This window comes from Chlamydia abortus, assembly GCF_002895085.1.
Lineage (GTDB): Bacteria > Chlamydiota > Chlamydiia > Chlamydiales > Chlamydiaceae > Chlamydia > Chlamydia abortus.
The window spans coordinates 924,243-942,874 of sequence record NZ_CP024084.1 but is presented as its reverse complement, the minus strand read 5'-3'; the positions used below and the strand labels follow the sequence as shown (position 1 = coordinate 942,874).

Sequence of the window (18,632 nt, the reverse complement as noted above, 5' to 3'; positions counted from 1 at the left end):
ATGAGTGAATGCCCAATAGATTTTGTAACTAACGATTTTCTAGGTTTCTCTCGCTCTACAGTATTAGTCAATGAAGTTGAGAGACGTTACCGTGTATATTGTGAACAATTTCCTCACGCCCAACTTGGAGCATGTGGTTCTCGTGCTATCGTAGGCCCTTCCCAAACTCTACAAAAACTAGAGACAAAGATAGCACAATTCCATCAAGCGGAGGCTGCTTTTGTTGTGCACAGTGGCTATATGGCTAATTTAGGCTTCTGCTATCACATTTCTAAAGATACCGATATGGTCTTTTGGGATGCGTCTGTACATATATCCGTTGTACAGAGTCTAAAAATGATATCCGGAAAACATCAATCGTTCCCTCATAATGATTTAACCGCTCTAGAATCTCTATTAATGTCTCATAGAGCCGTCTCCTCAGGAAGAATTTTCATTTTTGTTTGTTCGGTATACTCTTTCTTGGGAACTTTAGCTCCTCTTGAAGAACTTTTACCTCTTTCAAGAAAATATCATGCTCACCTTATCGTAGACGAAGCTCATGCTATGGGCATTTTTGGTGAGGAAGGGCGTGGGTTCTGCCACACATGGGGATATGAGAATTTTTATGCCGTTCTTGTTACCTATAGTAAAGCTATGGGAGCCATGGGAGCAGCGATTCTTTCTTCCTCAGAAGTAAAAACCGAGTTGCTGTTGAACTCCCCACCATTACGCTATACTACAGCACTGGCCCCTCACGCATTGATAGCCATCAGTGCTGCATATGATCATTTGTTAGTCGCAGGGGAGCTCGCTCGTAAACAGGTTTTTGCCCTTCAAGCGTATTTTCAGCAGTATTTTGGTTTGAGTTCCCAAGGTTGTGGACAACCTGTGTTCTTACAGGATTTACATCGTGATCTTTTGGTTTCCCTTCTTAACGAGGCGAACTTACGTGTAAGCTGGGTGAATTTTACCGATAAGCCTTTTATACGAGTCAATTTCCATGCGTTTAACCATCAAGATGAAGTGGATCTCTTGATTGCTGTTTTGCATAGCTATCTAGAAAAATGTGGTTGTCGGATCGACGTCAATCATGAATTTGACTTTGGGAGACAGTTTTGCCGTTAGTAAAGCTTCATGGAGTTTTTTATTTACAGGCAAAACTTGCTTGCTTTTTATTAAAAATTGATACCGAAATACATCTTTAATTTTGAAGTGCCCACACGGTGTGATTTGCATTAATTGGGTATGAGTATCCAACTTCTCTTTAAGTATGGAGTGGATTCTTTGCGCTTCTTTCCGCGTGAGGTTGGGGCATTTTCCTATGAATATACAGCGAACAAGACGCACAAATGGCGGGTAGCTGCACAATTCCCTCCCAGGGATTTCTTGGTGGTAAAATGCTCGATAGTCCTGTCTGATAGCACAGCGAATGGTGCTGTGATCAGGAAGAAACGATTGAATCAAGACTTCCCCAGGGAGGTGGCTCCTTCCCGACCTTCCTGTGACTTGTGTGATCAATTGAAATACTTGTTCAGAAGCGCGGAAATCAGGAATGTACAAACCAGAATCACCATTTAAAATGATGGCTAAAGTCACAGCAGGAAAATGCATCCCTTTCGCTATCATTTGTGTTCCAATGAGTATGTCCGCTTTTCCTGTGGCAAATTGCTTTAATAAAGATTCATGACTTCCTTTAAATTTCGTGGTGTCCGAATCAATACGGATAGTGCGCACTTGTGGGAAGATATTATGCAATACTTTTTCTATTTTTTCTGTCCCCGATCCACGATATTGTAAAGTCATGGTGCCATGACATTTTGGACACGATGTCTGAGGGTTTTTAGGGGAAGAATTACAAAGATGACAGAGAAGAACATTCGCATATTTATGGAAAGTTAATACCATATCGCAGTGTGCACATTTCAACGTATGTTTACACGAAGAACAAGACACGTTTGTATGGTAGCCACGTCGATTAAAGAAAACTAAGACTTGTTCTCCAACAGCGAGCCGTTTTTCAATACTGTTCAGTGCAGCTTGAGAGAATAATGTTTTTGTCTTTGTCTGTTCTCTTTCCATATTCATATCGATAAGAGAAATCTTCGCAGGATAGGCAGAAGCAGCACGTGATGATAATTCTGAAAGAATATACTTCCCTGATAAAGCATTGGCATAGCTCTCCAAACTAGGAGTTGCACTGCCTAATATTACAGTAGCATTTGCCAGTTTCCCTCGCATAACAGCAACATCTCGAGCATGATAACAGGGATGGCTTTCACTTTGTTTATAGGCAGGATCGTGTTCTTCATCAACGATGATCAGTCCTAAATTCTGTAAAGGACAAAACAATGCCGATCTTGGACCTATAACGATATGAATATTTCCGTTTGACGCGTCTCTCCAGGTTTTATTTCTATCACTGTCATTCAGCTTGTGATGGAGAATACCCACTTCTTTTCCAAAATGAGCTTTAAATAAGGTCACTGTTTGTATTGTAAGAGCAATCTCAGGAACCAAAAGGATCGCACTTTTCCCTAATTTCCTTGCCTCACGAATAGCTTGGAAATAGACTTCTGTTTTTCCACTTCCTGTAACACCAAAAATCAGATGTGTCTGAAATTTCCCTGAAGATAAGGACGAAGAAATTTTATCCACGGCATCTTGTTGTTGCGGATGTAGCACATGGGCTTCAGGAAGGAAGAACGTAAGACGATCTTCTTGAATTTCAAGATCTGCAGCACTGGCGATTTCAATAGCCCCCAGTTTTTCTAAAGAATGGATCGGAGATTGTGATACCTTAGCCTTGTCCATCAGTTCGGAAAGACCAGGAGGAGAGCTACACGATAATAATGTTTTTAAAGTCGCTGCTTGCGCAGGAGATTCTTTTTGAATAGCAAGAATTATCTCCTTAGTCTTCGCTTTGCTTTGCTTGAGTAGGACGCGATACTGCTGTTTTGGCTGTATGATACTAGAAGATATTCCCGGAAGCACTAAACGCAGCGTCCTACCCAAAGGCGCAAAATAATATTGACTCATCCAAAACATCAGTTCTAGAAGATCTTGAGGGAGTATAATTCCAGAATCAATAACACCTAAAACAGGAAGAACTCGTTTACATTCTGTTTGTGTTTTAATCTGATGGACTATGCCATATTTTTTTGCTCCCCGTAAGGAAACGCTAACACCAGTACCCTTAGTAATGTGCTCGAGATGATGAGGGAGCCCGTAGTCTAATACCTGATTGATATTGGAGTTTACTATGACTTCTGCGTATAGGCGAAAGGTAGTTGATTCAATATTACCCATAGATCTCGTTTCAATTGCGGATCATTTTCATAGTATACTGAAGAATAAATAGGAATCCAAGTGCACCCATCTTTCACGAAAGATTGATGATAACGTACATTGGGGATCTTATAACGCATCATTGTTAAAGGTGCTAGACATAAAGACAGCCCCGTATTTTTATGAAAAATCTCTTTATGACTTGTGGATAAAATGAGCCGAGAAGGGAAAATTTGTTGAGTAAGAATTTTTGATAATCTATTAAAAAATAAAATTTCCTCATCTTTTTCTTCATCTACGAAGATCCCACAAGGTATATCCAAAGGTGTTTTTAAACAATGTGCTTGCAAAGTAGAATAGCGAAACTTCAAGATTTCTTCTCTGGAAAGATCAGGAGGGAGAGGAACGCACTCCCAGGAAGATTTTTTTAAGCGCTCGTGAGCCATAGGTAGGGGAGGAGGGGCTTCACTATCTTGAACTGGATTGGATAAAGGCTTGTCTAATTTTTTATCAGCAACAAGCGGTTGTGCCATACGTTTTTCTTGTACCACAGAAGCTTTTATAGGAGCCGGGCTGTGTCCGCATGGGAAAGTTAGAGGAATAAGTTGTGATAGAGAAGGATAATAGTACTCTGAATAGCGATCTATTATTTCTTGCAAAATAGAAGAAATATCAGGATGAGTCATATATATACATAGCAAAGATATCTAAGGATTCACTATAGATATAGATGGTTTATTCATCTATGCTCTTTAGTTCTCCGATGTGAAAATCTCCTTGGCTTTTGCGCATAATTAGGATGGTACACTCGGTGATTAAAGGAAAATTCTATATTATTTTTTTAAGAGGATGAGCATGAAACGTTGGTTGCAAGGAAGTTTAATAGCCCTCTGTTTATTACTTACACTGCCTTGTTGTGCAGCAAAAAGGCGTTCTCATTACCAAAAAGGGATCGATAAATCTACTGTACACGTGGTTAACACTTCTGGAGTACAGTGGGAAAGTTACAATAATGCTGTCGAACAATCCAAAAAAGATAAAAAATATATTGGTTTGTTTTTTACAGGCTCTGATTGGTGTATCTGGTGTATGAAGATGCAAGATCAGATTTTAAATACTACTGAATTTCAACAGTATGCGCATGAGCACTTACACATGGTAGAGCTGAATTTCCCACAATCTGCTAGCCAACCTGAAGATCTAAAACAACAAAATCAAGCTTTAAAAGCAAAATACGGTGTAAATGGATTCCCCACATTAGTGTTCATTGATGCTCATGGAGTCGAGAAAGCTCGAATGGGATTCGAGTACGGCGGTGGTGAGAGTTACGTTCAAAAAATCAAAGCTGCTTTGCGTACAAAATAGCGAATTTCTTCTTAAAGAATTTTAGAGAGGAGGTTTTCCTCTCTAAAGTTCTCATTTTCTCTTAATTAAACGTTCATCTTTTTTGTTGTTTTTGAGAAAATCTCCACTTTACAATGAACTTTTAACTTTCTTTTCTTTCGATCGTATAGAATTTTTTATGTCTGGATTACGTGATAACTAGAACAGTCTTTAGAAAAGAAGAAATAGATAAAAGGATTTAGAAAAACGATGTCTACAGAAGCTGAGTACCTAAAACAAGAAGATTTTCTCCACAGAAGTAACAAGCTTCGAGAGATAGTTGATTTAGGTATGAATCCCTATCCTTATGAATTCCCCGGAACCACGAGTGTTGAGGACATAAAAAAAGAATATATCTCCCAACCTCTCGGGAATAGCGAAGACGCTACTAATAAAGAAACCCCTAAGGTAAAAATCTCAGGGCGTATGGTGCTTTTCCGCTCTATGGGAAAGAACGCTTTTGCGCAGATTTTAGATAATGATCAAAAGATCCAGGTGATGTTTAATAGGGATTTTTCTTCAGTTGCAGGTCTCCCTGTAGATGCAGAGATTTCCCCAATAAAATTTATAGAGAAAAAGCTTGATCTCGGTGATATTTTAGGAATCGAAGGGTATCTATTTTTCACACATTCCGGAGAGTTAACCATTCTTGTGGAAACCGTCTCACTATTGTGTAAATCCTTAATTTCTCTTCCCGATAAACACGCCGGCCTAAGTGATAAAGAAACCCGTTATAGAAAGCGTTGGTTGGATCTCATTGCCTCCGATGAAGTGCGGCAAACTTTCTTAAAAAGAAGTCGAATCATCAAATTAATCCGTCACTATATGGATGCTCAGGGATTCATAGAGGTAGAAACTCCTATACTCCAAAATGTGTATGGTGGCGCTGAAGCCACACCTTTTATCACCATGTTGAATGCTTTGCACTCAGAAGTATTTCTACGGATTTCTCCAGAGATTTCTTTAAAGAAAATCCTTGTTGGAGGCACCCCACGTATTTACGAAATCGGAAAAGTATTTAGGAACGAAGGGATCGATAGAACCCATAATCCTGAATTTACCATAATCGAAGCTTATGCAACGAATATAGACTATCACAGTGTCATGACCTATGTGGAGAATCTCGTTGAACATCTCGTCTGTGAGTTGAACGATGGGAGTACAGTCTTGACCTATACACATTTAAAACAAGGGCCAGTATCCATTGATTTTAAAGCTCCTTGGATTCGCATGACTATGAAAGATAGTATCAAGACATATGGAGGCGTCGATGTGGATCTTCATGGAGATCATGAGTTGCGAAAAATTTTAAAAGAATGTTCTTCATTACCTGAAGAATCGTACATGACAGCTCCCAGAGGCTCATTAATCGCAGCATTATTTGACGAGTTAGTCTGCGATAAATTAATTGCGCCTCATCATATTACAGATCATCCTGTAGAGACGACGCCTTTATGTAAATCTTTGCGCTCAGGAGATGCGGATTTTGTCGAGCGCTTTGAAAGTTTTTGCTTGGGTAAAGAGCTTTGTAATGCCTATTCAGAGTTGAATGATCCTTTGCGTCAGAGAGTACTTTTAGAACAACAACAGGCAAAAAAGGCTTTAGATCCAGATAGTGAATACCATCCTATAGATGAAGAATTTTTAGAAGCCCTGTGCCAAGGTTTGCCTCCCACAGGGGGATTTGGTATCGGTATCGATCGTTTGGTCATGATTCTTACAAATGCTGCCTCTATACGTGATGTATTGTATTTCCCAGCTATGCGTCGTTTAGAATCAGAAAAGGACTAGTATTTTTTTACTTTAGGCCCTGATTTTGTATCTTCAACAACATAGCCGAAAGAAGCAATTTGATTCCGAAGAACATCCGCTTGCTTCCAGTTTTTCTCCTTGCGGGCAATTTCTCGTTCTTCAACAAGTCGGGCAACTTCACTAGGGATTTCTAAGGATGTAGAGAAGGGAATAACACCAAGTACGGTGTTAATTTTCTTCAAAATGTCCAAAACATAGTGGCTATCCGCCTGTGTGAAGTGCGATTGATCAATCCGTGAGTTTGTCTGATGAATAAAATCGAAAAGGGATGCAAGCGCGGCCGCTATGTTTAAATCGTTGGCAATAGCGTTGGAAAAATCTTGTAAAAACCGTTGCCCGCACTGGTCTATACCTTCAGAAATAGTGGCGCTTTCAGGGTAGGGACTTTCTAATCGAGAAATGAAATCACGTAAGCGTTTTAACGCTTGACGGCAAGCCATGAGGCCTTCTTCAGTGAAGTTCAATTGCATTCTATAATGGCTTTGTAAGAGCATATAGCGAATTTCTGCTCCAGAAAATCCACGATCTAACAAATTTCTTAGCGTGAAAAAATTCCCTAAACTTTTCGACATCTTTTTCCCATCAACAAGAAGATGTTCAGAATGGAGCCAGTAACGAGAAAAAGGCTGGTGAGATAAAGATTCCGACTGGGCAATCTCGTTTTCATGGTGCGGGAAAATGTTGTCTACACCTCCTGCATGGATATCAATAGAAGGCCCAAGAAGTTCCATAGCCATGATAGAACATTCTAAATGCCAACCCGGGCGACCTTTGCCAAATGGGCTCTCCCAATAAATATGACCGTCTCTATGTTTATCGTATGCTTTCCATAATACGAAATCCGAAAGGTTTTCTTTGTCATACTCATCGGAAGCTATCCTAGAGCAACATTGCAAATTTTGTAACTGTAACTGAGATAACTTCCCATAGGAAGGGAACTCTTTTATAGAAAAATAAACCGAGTGATCTTGGCCTATATAGGCGATGCCATCATCTAGAAGCTTGCGGATAGCCACGAGCATTTGAGGGATATAGTGCGTAGCACGGGGATAAGCATCCGCAGGTAGGATATGCAGCGTGGCAACGTCTTTAAAAAAGGCTTGTATGAACGGAGCTGTATAGGTATCCAAAGAGATATTGTTTTTACACGCACCAGCCAAGGTCTTATCGTCAACATCTGTAATATTCATCACATGCTTTACAGAGTATCCAAAGAACAAAAGAATCCGTTTTAATAAATCTTCAAATATATACGTACGGAAATTTCCGATATGCGCATAGTCATATACTGTAGGACCACAGGTATACAATTTGACAGGATCATTAGAGGGAGAAAAAAGTTCTTTTGTTCTCGATGCGGTATTATATAAATACAGGTTCTGTCTGTTGTCGGATGATTGTCTCATGAGCAGACTCTCAAAGGTTCTAGATTTATACCGGTGAGAGCGTAGATTAGGCTTGTTTCAAGGTGCTAGACTAACGCCTCAATACGAAAAATGAATGTTTTTGTTGAAACTTTAACACAAGATAGTTTCCCAATCCATGGTTTTCTAAGGAACTCAGCGAGAGAACTAGTCAATTAGGATTATTTAGAAAAAGAGTTATTCTAAGGATTTTACGCATAAATATTCCTAAGAAACACATGATTATTTAATCCCATAGAATATCTGTTTGATTGTAGAAAGAGATTAAAACTTTTAAGTGGTGTTTTTTATTTCGTTTTAATAAAAAAAAGACTATACAACAAGAATGGTTGATAGAATGCCCTGAGAGCATTCTGTGACGCCTAAATAGAACGAGTTGCGTCCTATTCACTAGGAGAAGGAGAGGAAGCCCATGATCCTGTTACAGATTGTGAAGAAATATTCTTTGAAGCAACTGAAGGTATTAACAACGTTTCTATTAGGTGCAAGTTCTGTAAGTTTGCATGGCGTTGTTCAAGAGAGTTCTTCTAAGATTTCTTGGCATCTAGATTATAACGAAGCTGTGAAAAAAAGCCGCGATTCCGCATTGCCCATGTTAATCTTTTTTTCCGGTTCCGATTGGAATGCCTTATGCATGAAGATTCGTAAAGAGGTTCTGGATTCTACGGAATTTGCTCAAAAGATAAACGGGAATTTCATCTGCTTGGCAGTAGATTTTCCTAGGCATTCTTCTCAAAGTGAAGCCCTACATGCACAAAATACATATCTAAAAACTAAGTTCAAAATTGATGAGTTTCCTTCTCTTCTTTTACTCTCTCATGATGGAAGAGAAATTTATAAAATCGGGTCTTTTGGTAATGAAACTGGAGAAAATCTAGGTGAAAGCTTATGCCATATTGTTGAAAGTGACTGTCTACTCAACAATGTCTATCCAGTTATGCACACATTGTCTATGGAAGAACTACAGAAGTATTACCGACTTTCTGAAGAGATCTCATGCAAGGATTTCATAGCCAAGGCTTTAGAATTGGGAGTACGCAATGATGATTACTTCTTCCTATCAGAAAAATATCGTCTTCTTGTTGAAAGCGGTAAAATGGATTCTGAAGAGTGTCAAAAAGTAAAGCGTAAATTACTCGATCAAGATCCTAAAAATGAAAAACATACACACTTTACTGTCGCTTTAATTGAGTTCCAAGAATTGGCTAAAAGATCTCAAGAAGGAGTGAGTCAGGACCCTAGTCAAGTCATTGCACCTTTAGAAGCTTATTTGACAGAGTTCGGACACCAGGATCAGGAAAATGTCTGGAGAATCGAGATGATGATAGCTCAGTTTTACCTAGACTCGGATCAATGGAAAAGTGCTTTACAACACGCTGAAGTTGCTTTCGAAACAGCTCCTAAGGAAGTTCGCTCTCACATTGCTCATTCTTTGGACTATATTCGCCACCAATCGTAGACTTATTTTTCGAGAATTTGCTGTTGAGTGCTTCTGGAATTTGTTGAGTAAAATCTTGAAGCAACTCTTCAAATTTAGGTCGGTGTTTGTTTTTGGGCATGACAACAATTTGACAAGAAGGAAGAGAGTGACGCTTTAAACGAAAGGCCTCGCGCACAATACGTTTAAAATAATTTCTTTTATTCGCTTTCCCAAACTTTTTGGACACAGTTATGCCCAGCTTGCAACATCCAGGATATTTAGATGGAGCAACATGAAAAATCACCTGACTACCTTGGCAGCGAGATCCTGCTCGTGATATATAAAGAAATTGCCGTCTCTTTAATACACGAGCGCGCTTGGGTAAAGTTGATCGATACACAAAACAAAATATTTTATAGGTCGATTAGATTGTGTCTGCCATGACGACGACGGCGATTCAGTAAGTTTCTTCCGTTTTTTGTAGCCATACGAGCACGGAAACCTACAGAATTTCGACGCTTTCTTTTACTAGGTTGATAAGTTCGTTTCACAGTACCTTCCTATTGGTTTCTAGGTTTTCTAGCTCATCGAATAATTACACTAGAAAAAACTCCTCGTAAGTTTATAAAATTGGGTGAATAAGTTCAAGAGGACTGAAGAGATTATCGCGTTTGCACACGGAACTTGTCATCAGCTTAAGTCTCCTGTTGTCAAAAAGTACGGAAGGGGTTAAATTAGTCCCTTTTAGCGATATTCCATAATTTAGAGCGTCTTTCTCAGCATTATCGAGAGGGACCACGAGGGGATAATTTTCATGAAAGTGAGTTCATCTATTAAAGCAGATCCTTCAAAGGGAGATAAGCTTGTTCGTCGTAAAGGGCGTCTTTATGTTATCAATAAGATAGACCCCAATCGTAAGCAACGTCAAGCAGGGCCTGCGCGTAAAAAATAATTTAATAAGTTTTAGGTAAGAACGCATGGCGAAAAAGTCAGCAGTAGCGAGAGAAAATAAGCGCCGAAAGTTAGTAGAGGCGAACTACAAAAAAAGAAGCGAGCTTCGTAAAATTGCAAAAAGCTTAACCGCTAGCGAAGAAGAAAAAGAAAATGCACGTGTTGCACTGAATAAAATGAAAAGAGACACGGCTCCTATTCGTTTACATAATCGATGCTTGTTAACGGGTCGTCCTCGTGGTTATTTGAGAAAGTTCGCTATTTCTAGAATTTGTTTTAGACAGATGGCTTCTATGGGTGAAATTCCCGGAGTTGTCAAAGCAAGCTGGTAGAGAATCTTCCTACCACACCCACGATGATAGAAGGGGTGTTAAAGATTTTTTGTTTTTTACTTAAGAATTTTTAACGCCTCATTTAATTCTGGGATGTTTCTGACTCTCTCCCAGTTTTCCATGCCCTTTTTCCATACCCAGATATCCTCCGGATTTGTGTTTTCTTCAGCGTGTTTGTTTTTGTCTCTCAGGAATACCAGTAAGTCCTCTAAAAACAAAGGACCGACATTTTCTTTTTGTTTATTTAGATAAAACCATTTTTCTGTATCCCTAGGAACCTGCGTCACAGGGGGCGGAGATGAAATTACAGAAGAATCTTCTAGAATAGAATGTAAAATATTATTAGACGGTTCGTTTTCCTCGGAAGAGGGGGTAGAGTTATCATTCTTTGGAGGGAGATCAGGAAGAATAAGAAGAATAATGATCCCGAAGAAGCCGAAACACATTCCCGCAAGAAACCAGCCGATCGGGTTACGATTTTTTTTCACGGCCAAATAAGCGGATACAAACCCTAACAGAATGTAAATCAGAAAAAAAGAAATAGGTAGCATTGAGGGTAGCATATTAACCGGTTGACCATTAGACTAATCACTAGCGTTTATTATTTCTATAGAGTACATTTCTCGCTAGCGAAATAGGCACATAGGAGGAATATGGATAAGCAGAATTTAAAATTAGATGTGAAAGAAATTGAGTTTCCAGAGACTGTATTTAGCCGTGATATAGAAACTCGTGTAATTCAAGTCATTATTTTGCATTGTTTAGCTAAAATCAACGGAGTTTCTCTTTTAGGGGGGAATTTAATTGATACCTTATTCGGTAGAGATATCGAGAGAATGAAGGGCATCTATGTAGAACAAGATTCTAAAAATCATTTAGTCAAAGTTCGTGTCGAAGTCAACGTTGATTATGGTGTTTCTATACCAGAAAAAACTGAAGAAATCCAAGGATGTATAGTGTCTGAAATATCAGAGTATACAGGTCTTCACGTCGCTTCAGTTCATGTGATTATCAAAGGGTTAACGCAACCTAAGGATCGCTCTGAATCAGAGTCAGAGGATGAAATAGAAGAATTATGTGTAGCAGATTTACCCTCAGCAGAGGACTTTTTAGAGGAGATAAAAGAAGAAGTTGAAGAGTAAGCCACTGTTCAGTCTTCTAGATACGTATCTTCAGCTTGCTTAGCCAGCACATGTTGAATGTCTTTTTTCGTGAGCCCAGGGATAGCTTCCAGCTCTCCCTGGGAAGCTTTCATAACTTGTTCCCAGCTTTTAAATTTTTGTAATAAACGTTTTCTTTTGATCTCGCCAATTCCGGGAATCTTTTCTTTGGGTAATAAGAAGTCTTTGTGACGCTTTTTTCGATGCCTACTGAGCGCAAATCTATGTGCCTCATCCCTAAGTTTCTGGAAAAATTGCAATAGCTTTGATGTGGGAGGGAGTAGCACTCCTTGGGGAAACGTATCACAAAATAGTTTTTCGTTTTTTAATGAGCCGCTGTGGTTGCCTGCTTCCTTAGCTATGGAAACAACTTGAATCCCTGTAAGATTGAGTTCTTTTAATGTTTTCTTTGCTTGTGCGTATTGCGTGCGCCCTCCATCGATAAGAATCATATCGGGAATAGATGAAGTGAGCGAGATAAACCTACGAGATAACACCTCATGGAAAGCAGCTAAGTCATTATAAGCAGAAGAGGAAATAGAGAATGTCCTGTAGTCTTTGGGAGACAAGGCGTCGTTTTCATAGACAATGTATACGCCAACAGCATGAGATCCTTGTAGATGCGCATTATCATAACACTCTATACGGTAAGGATAATCAGGAGATTTCAGAATTTTCTTCAACTCCTCATAAGGTAGTGCCGAGGATTGTATAGTTGTCTCTGCATGCACCTGAGCATTATTTTTGGCTAAGTTGAGCAATTCTCTACCATAACCGGTTTTTGGAGAACGTAGCTGTGGCGGGGTATCTTTATTTAATAAAGACGGAAGATCAGGAATATTTAGCGGAATAGGAGTAAGAATTTCTTTAGGCGTTTGAGGTTGGTTTGTATAGTACTGCAATATAAAAGAGGAAAGCACATCGGCATCTTCTTGAGCATTTTCTGAAAACGGGAAATGACGCGCTCCGAGTAACTTCCCAGAACGGATTGTTAATACAGTGATAACAGTCTTTTGGTATTTTCGATAGAGACCAATAGCATCTATATTTTGAAAATGGAATTTCTCTACATGCTGTTTTTCCATAGCTTGTTGGATCAGTTTTAATGTCCGGTAATACATCCCTGCTTGTTCAAATTTTTGTTCTTTAGAGGCTTTCTCGATAGACTTCTCTAAATCTTGGACGATTTCCGAGATTTGGCCTTTTAAAAATAACACGGCCTTATCTAAAGTTTGTTCATATTCCTCATGAGAACATAAGTTCACACAAGGTGCTAAACAGCGTTTCATCTCATAAAGAATACACGGACGTTTTCTTGAAGCAAATTCACGGTTAGAACAGGTGCGCAAAGGGAACCACTGACTGATAACTTCTAAAAGTGTGCGACAGGCTTCTGCACTCACATACGGACCAAAAATGATCTGCTTTTTCGAAGAAGTAACTGCTTTAGTACGAACAACATCTATTTTCGGCCAAAGATGAGTCAGAGATATGGCTAGGCAAAAAAAGGTTTTATCGTCTTTTAAAAGAACATTGTATTTCGGATGATACTTTTTTATTAGGTTGTTCTCTAAAAGAAAAGCCTCCGTTTCATTAGAAACTAAAATTGTTTCTATGTCTGTTGTTTTTTTCATGAGAAAAGGAATTCTTTCTCTAGAATCCCCGTCTTTGCGAAAGTAGGTGCTTATGCGATTGCGTAAGTTTTTTGCTTTCCCGATATACAATACTTCTCCAGAGCTGTCTTTCATGAGATAAACACCTGGAGATGCCGGAATCAGTTTCGGAGTAAAATCCTCTACACGCATGATTTAAAACAATGTGAGCTGCAGCTCTTTTTCTTGAGGTTGTTTAGAAGTCGCTTCCGGGCCTTCTAATTGACGTAAGATCTGTTGCGCTCTCGATATCACACAAAGAGGAAAGCCAGCAAGTTTCGCAACATGTATTCCAAAACTTTTCTGAGAATGTCCCTTAAGAATCTCATAGAGGAACACAGGTTGCCCACCATTTTCCTTCACGCTGGCATGGAAATTTTCTACATGTGGGCAGTGATTTTCTAAATCTGTAAGTTCTTTATAGTGCGTTGCAAACAGTGTTTTTGCTTTTTTCCCTTCAGTGAATAGCAAATACTCTACGACAGATTGTGCAATGGCTAAACCATCGTAGGTACTTGTCCCACGACCCACTTCATCAAGTATAACTAAAGATCGATCAGTAGCATTATGTAGGATATTGGCAGTTTCTGCCATTTCTACCATAAATGTTGACATCCCTTTAGATAGATTGTCTCCAGCACCTATGCGCGTGAAAATCTTATCGATCATACCAATATGGGCAGATTTCGCAGGAATAAACGAACCCATTTGTGCCATGATGACAAGTAGGGCAATTTGGCGGATATATGTCGACTTCCCTGCCATATTCGGCCCAGTAATTAAAATCATTCGCGTTCGCGTGCTGTGCATTTTTATATCATTAGGAATAAAAGTTCCCTTATCTAATAGAGTTTGAGCAACAGGATGAATCCCTCCTGATATCGATAGAGAGTCGCTGGTGTCTACGATAGGACGACAGTAATTATACTCTGCTGCAAGATCAGACAGAGAAAGGATGTAGTCAATATCCGCGATCACTTGAGACAGGGACAGAATTTCTTCGCGCTGTTGAAGAATTTGTGCACATAAATCTTTAAATAGTTGCGTTTCTAACGTCTGCAGTTTGTCTGAGATATTTAACATATCGTCTTGAAATTCTTGCAGTTTTTCAGTTGTGAAACGTTCTGCGTGTAGACGTGATTGACGCCGGATAAATTCTTTGGGTAATAAAGGAGCAAAATCACTACTTACTTCTATATAGTAACCCAGCGCCTGGGAGTAACAAACTTTAAGTTTTTTCACTCCTGTTTGCTGGCGAATGGTTTCCTGATATTGCCATAACCATTCCTTTGAATGTTCCTTGGTATAGCGTAGGCGTTGCAGATCAGGATGATGATTATCACAAAAAATATTACCTTCGGAAATTCTTAAAGGTAATTCTCCTAAAAGAGCACGAGAAAGTAATTCCGATAAAGAAGTTAGACCTATAGGTAAAGTAAATCTCCCTTGGAAAAATTTTGGTAAGGGTAAAGGAGAAAGGACCTCACATACACGTATACTTGCATTTAATGAGTCGCGAAGCATCCCAATATCTTTGGGACCGGCTAACGAGGTAGTAATTTTCGTAGTTAAACGTTCAAGGTCACGGACTTGAGAAAGCAAAGATTTAAGGTTTTTCCTTAATTCTGAACGATCTAAAAGAAATTCTACAGCATCTTGACGTAGTAGGATTTCTTTTTGATCATAAAAAGGATTCACTAATGTATTGCGTAATAACCTACCTCCCATAGGAGTGCTGGTACGTTCCATAACATGCAGCAGAGAACTTTTCCCTTGAGGATCGTGAATGGGAGTCAATAGCTCAAGGTTTACCTGAGATGCAGTATCTATAAGTAGGTGTTTTTGGTTCCCTTGTGTTTTAGGTATGGAAATATGCTCCACGGGTAAGAGGAGCTTATCTTGGAGATAAGAAAGTAAGGCACCAGCAGAATTGATGGCTGGGACGAGACCTTTAAGACCAAATCCATCTAAAGATGACACATGGAAATGCAAAGATAACTTTTGAGTGGCAAACTGATGCTCAAACGCCCAGTCCGCATAAGTAGATAAAGTAAGTTTTAAATGTTGTTGAATTTGTTCGATGATATCAGCATGTTTTTTATAGAACTTGTCGCAACTTAAGATTTCCGTGGGTGCTAAACGGCAAATTTCGTCTACAAGATCTTTCATGTTATCATATTCTTGTAGCAGAAAGGATCCTGTAGAGAAATCTAAACATGCCAATCCAAAAAGTGCTCCAACACGGTTGATAGATACGATGTAGTTGTTGGCCTTTTCAGGAAGTAATGAAGATGAGAGCAGTGTCCCTGGAGTAATAAATCTTTGCAACTCTCTCGATAAAGGTTCAGACTTTCCTTTGTTATCCTGCGCCTCATCCAGTTGCTCAGCAACAGCAACTTTAAACCCTTTACTCACCAAGCGATCTATATAGCCATTAATTGTAGATACAGGAATGCCACTCATAGGAATTCCTTGTCTTTGTGTGAGAGTAATATCTAGATTTTGAGAGAGTACAATAGCATCATCATAGAAAGCCTCATAAAAATCCCCCATACGAAAGAGAAGGAGCGACTCTCCTGCTTTCTCTTTACATTGATGCCATTGCTTCATCATAGGTGTAGTTTTTTTTGATGTCATAGTTCTTCTTTGGGGAAAAGTATTACCTAGAGATTAACCTAGTCTAGTGGAAGAGAACGCCTAGCAATGTTGCTATTCCATAAATTCATAACTGCTGGTTAGATTAGCAAACTCCTGTAAAAGACCATAGAGATTTTGCCGAATTTTCCTATGCGTTAGCCTGCTAGGTTACTATATTTATTCTTCGGGATCAAGATAGGTTTCTCTTAGAGCTTTGTTGATAGCTGATTCATAGGACGAGCCGCCTTTCTTTTAAAGCGGCGATTATGGCATAACCAAGGAACAACGAAGACGATACTCTATGTACACGGAAGAAAGTTTAGATAATCTTAGACACAGCATTGATATTATCGAAGTGCTTTCGGAACACCTCCATTTAAAAAGAAGTGGGGGTACCTATAAAGCGTGTTGTCCTTTTCATGTTGAGAAAACCCCCTCGTTTATTGTTAATCCCACAGGTGCATATTATCACTGTTTTGGCTGCGGAGCTCATGGCGATGCCATTAGCTTTTTAATGAATCATCTTGGGTATTCATTTAGTGAAGCTGTTCTCACCTTATCAAAGAAGTTCCATGTTGACCTTGTGATTAAGATGAAAGATGTCCAATCACCGTTTGCTACAGGGGCTAAGGACGAATTGCGACAGATTAACGCTGAGGCAGAAAAACTATTTCGTTTTTGTTTGTATCAGCTTGCTGAGGGTAGGGAGGCTTTACAATATTTATATCGTCGAGGATTTTCTCCTGATACAGTAGGGTGTTTTCATTTAGGCTATGCGCCTGAACAAACTCTATTTGTTCACGCCATGCGAGAAAAAAATATTTCAGAAAAACAACTGGAAGATGCAGGTTTTATAGGGAATAAATGGTTTTTATTTTCTCGTAGAATCATCTTTCCTATACACGATTCTCTAGGGCATACTATTGGTTTTTCATCAAGAAAATTTTTGGAAAACACACGGGGGAGTAAGTATGTTAATACTCCTGAGACAATAATCTTTAAGAAATCCCGAGCTCTTTTCGGACTCCATCTATCACGAAGAAGAATCGCAAAAGAAAAACGCGTGATTTTAGTTGAAGGGCAAGTGGATTGCTTGCAAATGATAGACTCGGGATTTAATTGTACTTTGGCTGCCCAGGGCACTTCATTTACTGAAGATCACGTAAAAGAGTTAAGTAAACTAGGAGTGCTTAAAGCATATTTACTTTTTGATGGTGATGATGCTGGCATCAAAGCAGCCGTACGCGTTGGCGATATGTGTCAGATGGCGGGCATTGCTGCTATGGTATGCCGTCTACCTCAAGGAGAAGACCCGGATTCTTTTTTGATGCATAAGGGAGCCCGGCCTCTTGGAGAATTATTAGATCAAAGTGAAGATTATCTGACTTTTCTTATCAGTCAAAAAATGCGCGTGTATCCGAATTTCTCTCCAAGAGAAAAGGCTCTAGTCATTGAGGAGACGATCACACAAATTAAAAAATGGGGGAACCCCATTGTTGTTTATGAACATCTCAAGCAATTAGCTTCTTTAATGATGATTCCCGAAAGTATGGTATTTTCTCTAGCGAAACTAGAATCGGGGATGACACCCGCGAAATCTTCTTTAGTGAATAAAGAGAAATTACCGAAAATTCATTCGGATGTGATTATTGAAACAGATGTTTTGCGCTGTATGTTATTTTGTAAAACCCACCAAACTTGTATCCCACATACAGCGAAACATTACTTCACAGCTATGGATTTCAAACATCCGGAATGTAGGAAACTATTTTCTCATCTCATTGCCTATTACGAAAAACACCAAAGCAATCTTCCTTTTGACGAAGCTCTCTCCTTATTAGAAGATCGGGTCATTATAGAATTACTCATCAAACGTCGTATGAATACCGATTGCCTCGAAACAGTGTTTGTACAATCTTTACAAAAGCTCGCAGATCGCCAATGGAAAGAGCAATGCCACCCCTTATCAAGGCAATCGAAAAGTGCTCACGAAGAAAAGCTGTCCATTCTAGAGGATTACGTTCGTCTACGTAAAGATAGAGTCGTCATTACTCTGTTAGAGCCACAGGCATGTTAGTTTCTCTATTTATAGTTTTGGCCTAATTAATTATAAACATTTTGTAAAGATTGAAAAATTAATAAGTTTAATATAAAATGTTGCGTTGTTAACTTGTTAATTTGTTGATTTTTATGAAAACTTTTAAGTTTCTTTTGCCAATTCTCTCCTGGGCTTTATGTTGTGGGGGGGCGATCGCGGAATCCAATCACACTCGAGGATTCATTGTTTCGGAAGCTATGGGGTTAGCGGCTGCACGTCGTAGCTCTTTAGTTGTACGTGCAGGTGAATTCGCTAAGGTTGCTGGTTTGGGTTACGGTGCTTCTGTTTTACTTCAAGAGTGGCAAAATCAGCAGGCAATCGAGTTAGAAACTTTAATAGCCAAAAACGGGGTTATCTAGAGTTTTTGTTCACATTTTGTAATAAAGTTTTTTACAAATGGTGATTTTATATCTCTGTTGTTTTATCCTTTTTCGAGAATTTAGCCGGCTGTTGATGGAAAATCGCAGCCTGTTTTGCTTTCATCAACCTTGATACA

At 39.2% G+C, this 18,632-nt stretch carries 17 protein-coding genes; 9 read left to right on the top strand and 8 right to left on the bottom strand.

Annotation, left to right across the window (positions count from 1 at the left end):
• Nucleotides 1-1,107: an aminotransferase class I/II-fold pyridoxal phosphate-dependent enzyme gene (locus CHAB577_RS04260; RefSeq protein ID WP_011097347.1), complete on the top strand. Its 1,107-nt coding sequence runs from the start codon at nt 1-3 to the stop codon at nt 1,105-1,107.
• Here the strand turns inward: CHAB577_RS04260 and priA are convergent.
• Complete coding sequence (gene priA / locus CHAB577_RS04255) at nt 1,039-3,288, bottom strand: primosomal protein N' (protein WP_086393209.1); 2,250 nt, start codon at nt 3,286-3,288, stop codon at nt 1,039-1,041. The two genes, CHAB577_RS04260 and priA, sit on opposite strands and share 69 nt — an antisense overlap.
• The gene (locus CHAB577_RS04250; RefSeq protein ID WP_006344416.1) at nt 3,240-3,953 is read right to left on the bottom strand and encodes a hypothetical protein; all 714 of its coding nucleotides are present in this window, start codon (nt 3,951-3,953) and stop codon (nt 3,240-3,242) included. Before CHAB577_RS04250 ends, priA begins: the two co-directional genes overlap by 49 nt.
• Before the next feature lie 169 nt (nt 3,954-4,122).
• On the opposite strand from CHAB577_RS04250, the gene dsbH reads away from it, so the two are divergent.
• The gene (gene dsbH / locus CHAB577_RS04245; protein WP_041461348.1) at nt 4,123-4,632 is read left to right on the top strand and encodes a disulfide reductase DsbH; all 510 of its coding nucleotides are present in this window, start codon (nt 4,123-4,125) and stop codon (nt 4,630-4,632) included.
• A 228-nt stretch (nt 4,633-4,860) separates the two neighbouring features.
• Nucleotides 4,861-6,441 (top strand): lysine--tRNA ligase, encoded by a 1,581-nt coding sequence (gene lysS, locus CHAB577_RS04240; RefSeq protein ID WP_011097344.1) that lies wholly within the window; start codon nt 4,861-4,863, stop codon nt 6,439-6,441.
• Here lysS and cysS read toward each other — a convergent pair.
• The gene (cysS, locus tag CHAB577_RS04235) at nt 6,438-7,868 is read right to left on the bottom strand and encodes a cysteine--tRNA ligase (protein WP_011097343.1); all 1,431 of its coding nucleotides are present in this window, start codon (nt 7,866-7,868) and stop codon (nt 6,438-6,440) included. The two genes, lysS and cysS, sit on opposite strands and share 4 nt — an antisense overlap.
• Nucleotides 7,869-8,298: 430 nt before the next feature.
• Here cysS and CHAB577_RS04230 point away from each other — a divergent pair, with 430 nt between their 5' ends.
• Nucleotides 8,299-9,345 (top strand): thioredoxin family protein, encoded by a 1,047-nt coding sequence (locus CHAB577_RS04230; RefSeq protein WP_011097342.1) that lies wholly within the window; start codon nt 8,299-8,301, stop codon nt 9,343-9,345.
• On the opposite strand, the gene rnpA is transcribed toward CHAB577_RS04230, so the two are convergent.
• On the bottom strand, nt 9,287-9,706 hold the full coding sequence (gene rnpA, locus CHAB577_RS04225; protein WP_011097341.1) for a ribonuclease P protein component: 420 nt from the start codon (nt 9,704-9,706) through the stop codon (nt 9,287-9,289). The two genes, CHAB577_RS04230 and rnpA, sit on opposite strands and share 59 nt — an antisense overlap.
• A gap of 13 nt (nt 9,707-9,719) precedes the next feature.
• Complete coding sequence (gene rpmH, locus CHAB577_RS04220; RefSeq protein ID WP_006344410.1) at nt 9,720-9,857, bottom strand: 50S ribosomal protein L34; 138 nt, start codon at nt 9,855-9,857, stop codon at nt 9,720-9,722.
• Nucleotides 9,858-10,120: 263 nt separating this feature from the next.
• On the opposite strand from rpmH, the gene rpmJ reads away from it, so the two are divergent.
• Nucleotides 10,121-10,258, top strand: a complete 138-nt coding sequence (gene rpmJ, locus CHAB577_RS04215) for a 50S ribosomal protein L36 (protein ID WP_006344409.1) — start codon at nt 10,121-10,123, stop codon at nt 10,256-10,258.
• 25 nt (nt 10,259-10,283) lie between these two features.
• A complete protein-coding gene (gene rpsN, locus CHAB577_RS04210; RefSeq protein WP_006344408.1) occupies nt 10,284-10,589 on the top strand; it encodes a 30S ribosomal protein S14 in 306 nt (101 codons plus the stop codon).
• A 56-nt stretch (nt 10,590-10,645) separates the two neighbouring features.
• Here rpsN and CHAB577_RS04205 read toward each other — a convergent pair whose 3' ends face one another.
• A complete protein-coding gene (locus CHAB577_RS04205; RefSeq protein WP_011097340.1) occupies nt 10,646-11,152 on the bottom strand; it encodes a DUF4339 domain-containing protein in 507 nt (168 codons plus the stop codon).
• Nucleotides 11,153-11,242: 90 nt separating this feature from the next.
• Here CHAB577_RS04205 and CHAB577_RS04200 point away from each other — a divergent pair, with 90 nt between their 5' ends.
• Nucleotides 11,243-11,731, top strand: coding sequence for an Asp23/Gls24 family envelope stress response protein (locus CHAB577_RS04200; RefSeq protein ID WP_006344406.1), 489 nt, complete (start codon nt 11,243-11,245; stop codon nt 11,729-11,731).
• An 8-nt stretch (nt 11,732-11,739) separates the two neighbouring features.
• Here the strand turns inward: CHAB577_RS04200 and uvrC are convergent, their stop codons facing one another.
• A complete protein-coding gene (gene uvrC, locus CHAB577_RS04195; RefSeq protein WP_011097338.1) occupies nt 11,740-13,554 on the bottom strand; it encodes an excinuclease ABC subunit UvrC in 1,815 nt (604 codons plus the stop codon).
• Between the two features lie 3 nt (nt 13,555-13,557).
• Nucleotides 13,558-16,038, bottom strand: coding sequence for a DNA mismatch repair protein MutS (mutS, locus tag CHAB577_RS04190; protein ID WP_011097337.1), 2,481 nt, complete (start codon nt 16,036-16,038; stop codon nt 13,558-13,560).
• A 301-nt stretch (nt 16,039-16,339) separates the two neighbouring features.
• On the opposite strand from mutS, the gene dnaG reads away from it, so the two are divergent.
• A complete protein-coding gene (gene dnaG / locus CHAB577_RS04185; protein WP_011097336.1) occupies nt 16,340-18,115 on the top strand; it encodes a DNA primase in 1,776 nt (591 codons plus the stop codon).
• Between the two features lie 113 nt (nt 18,116-18,228).
• Complete coding sequence (locus CHAB577_RS04180) at nt 18,229-18,495, top strand: hypothetical protein (protein WP_035395359.1); 267 nt, start codon at nt 18,229-18,231, stop codon at nt 18,493-18,495.
• The last annotated feature ends 137 nt before the right edge of the window (nt 18,496-18,632 follow it).

What these genes read in the sequence shown, in the direction of transcription:
- priA (WP_086393209.1), bottom strand. Translation starts at nt 3,288, where the DNA reads ATGGGTAATATTGAATCAACTACCTTTCGCCTATACGCAGAAGTCATA.
- cysS (WP_011097343.1), bottom strand. Translation starts at nt 7,868, where the DNA reads ATGAGACAATCATCCGACAACAGACAGAACCTGTATTTATATAATACC.
- mutS (WP_011097337.1), bottom strand. Translation starts at nt 16,038, where the DNA reads ATGACATCAAAAAAAACTACACCTATGATGAAGCAATGGCATCAATGT.
- CHAB577_RS04205 (WP_011097340.1), bottom strand. Translation starts at nt 11,152, where the DNA reads ATGCTACCCTCAATGCTACCTATTTCTTTTTTTCTGATTTACATTCTG.
- rpmJ (WP_006344409.1), top strand. Translation starts at nt 10,121, where the DNA reads ATGAAAGTGAGTTCATCTATTAAAGCAGATCCTTCAAAGGGAGATAAG.
- CHAB577_RS04260 (WP_011097347.1), top strand. Translation starts at nt 1, where the DNA reads ATGAGTGAATGCCCAATAGATTTTGTAACTAACGATTTTCTAGGTTTC.
- lysS (WP_011097344.1), top strand. Translation starts at nt 4,861, where the DNA reads ATGTCTACAGAAGCTGAGTACCTAAAACAAGAAGATTTTCTCCACAGA.
- uvrC (WP_011097338.1), bottom strand. Translation starts at nt 13,554, where the DNA reads ATGCGTGTAGAGGATTTTACTCCGAAACTGATTCCGGCATCTCCAGGT.
- rpsN (WP_006344408.1), top strand. Translation starts at nt 10,284, where the DNA reads ATGGCGAAAAAGTCAGCAGTAGCGAGAGAAAATAAGCGCCGAAAGTTA.
- CHAB577_RS04180 (WP_035395359.1), top strand. Translation starts at nt 18,229, where the DNA reads ATGAAAACTTTTAAGTTTCTTTTGCCAATTCTCTCCTGGGCTTTATGT.
- CHAB577_RS04200 (WP_006344406.1), top strand. Translation starts at nt 11,243, where the DNA reads ATGGATAAGCAGAATTTAAAATTAGATGTGAAAGAAATTGAGTTTCCA.
- CHAB577_RS04250 (WP_006344416.1), bottom strand. Translation starts at nt 3,953, where the DNA reads ATGACTCATCCTGATATTTCTTCTATTTTGCAAGAAATAATAGATCGC.
- dnaG (WP_011097336.1), top strand. Translation starts at nt 16,340, where the DNA reads ATGTACACGGAAGAAAGTTTAGATAATCTTAGACACAGCATTGATATT.
- dsbH (WP_041461348.1), top strand. Translation starts at nt 4,123, where the DNA reads ATGAAACGTTGGTTGCAAGGAAGTTTAATAGCCCTCTGTTTATTACTT.
- CHAB577_RS04230 (WP_011097342.1), top strand. Translation starts at nt 8,299, where the DNA reads ATGATCCTGTTACAGATTGTGAAGAAATATTCTTTGAAGCAACTGAAG.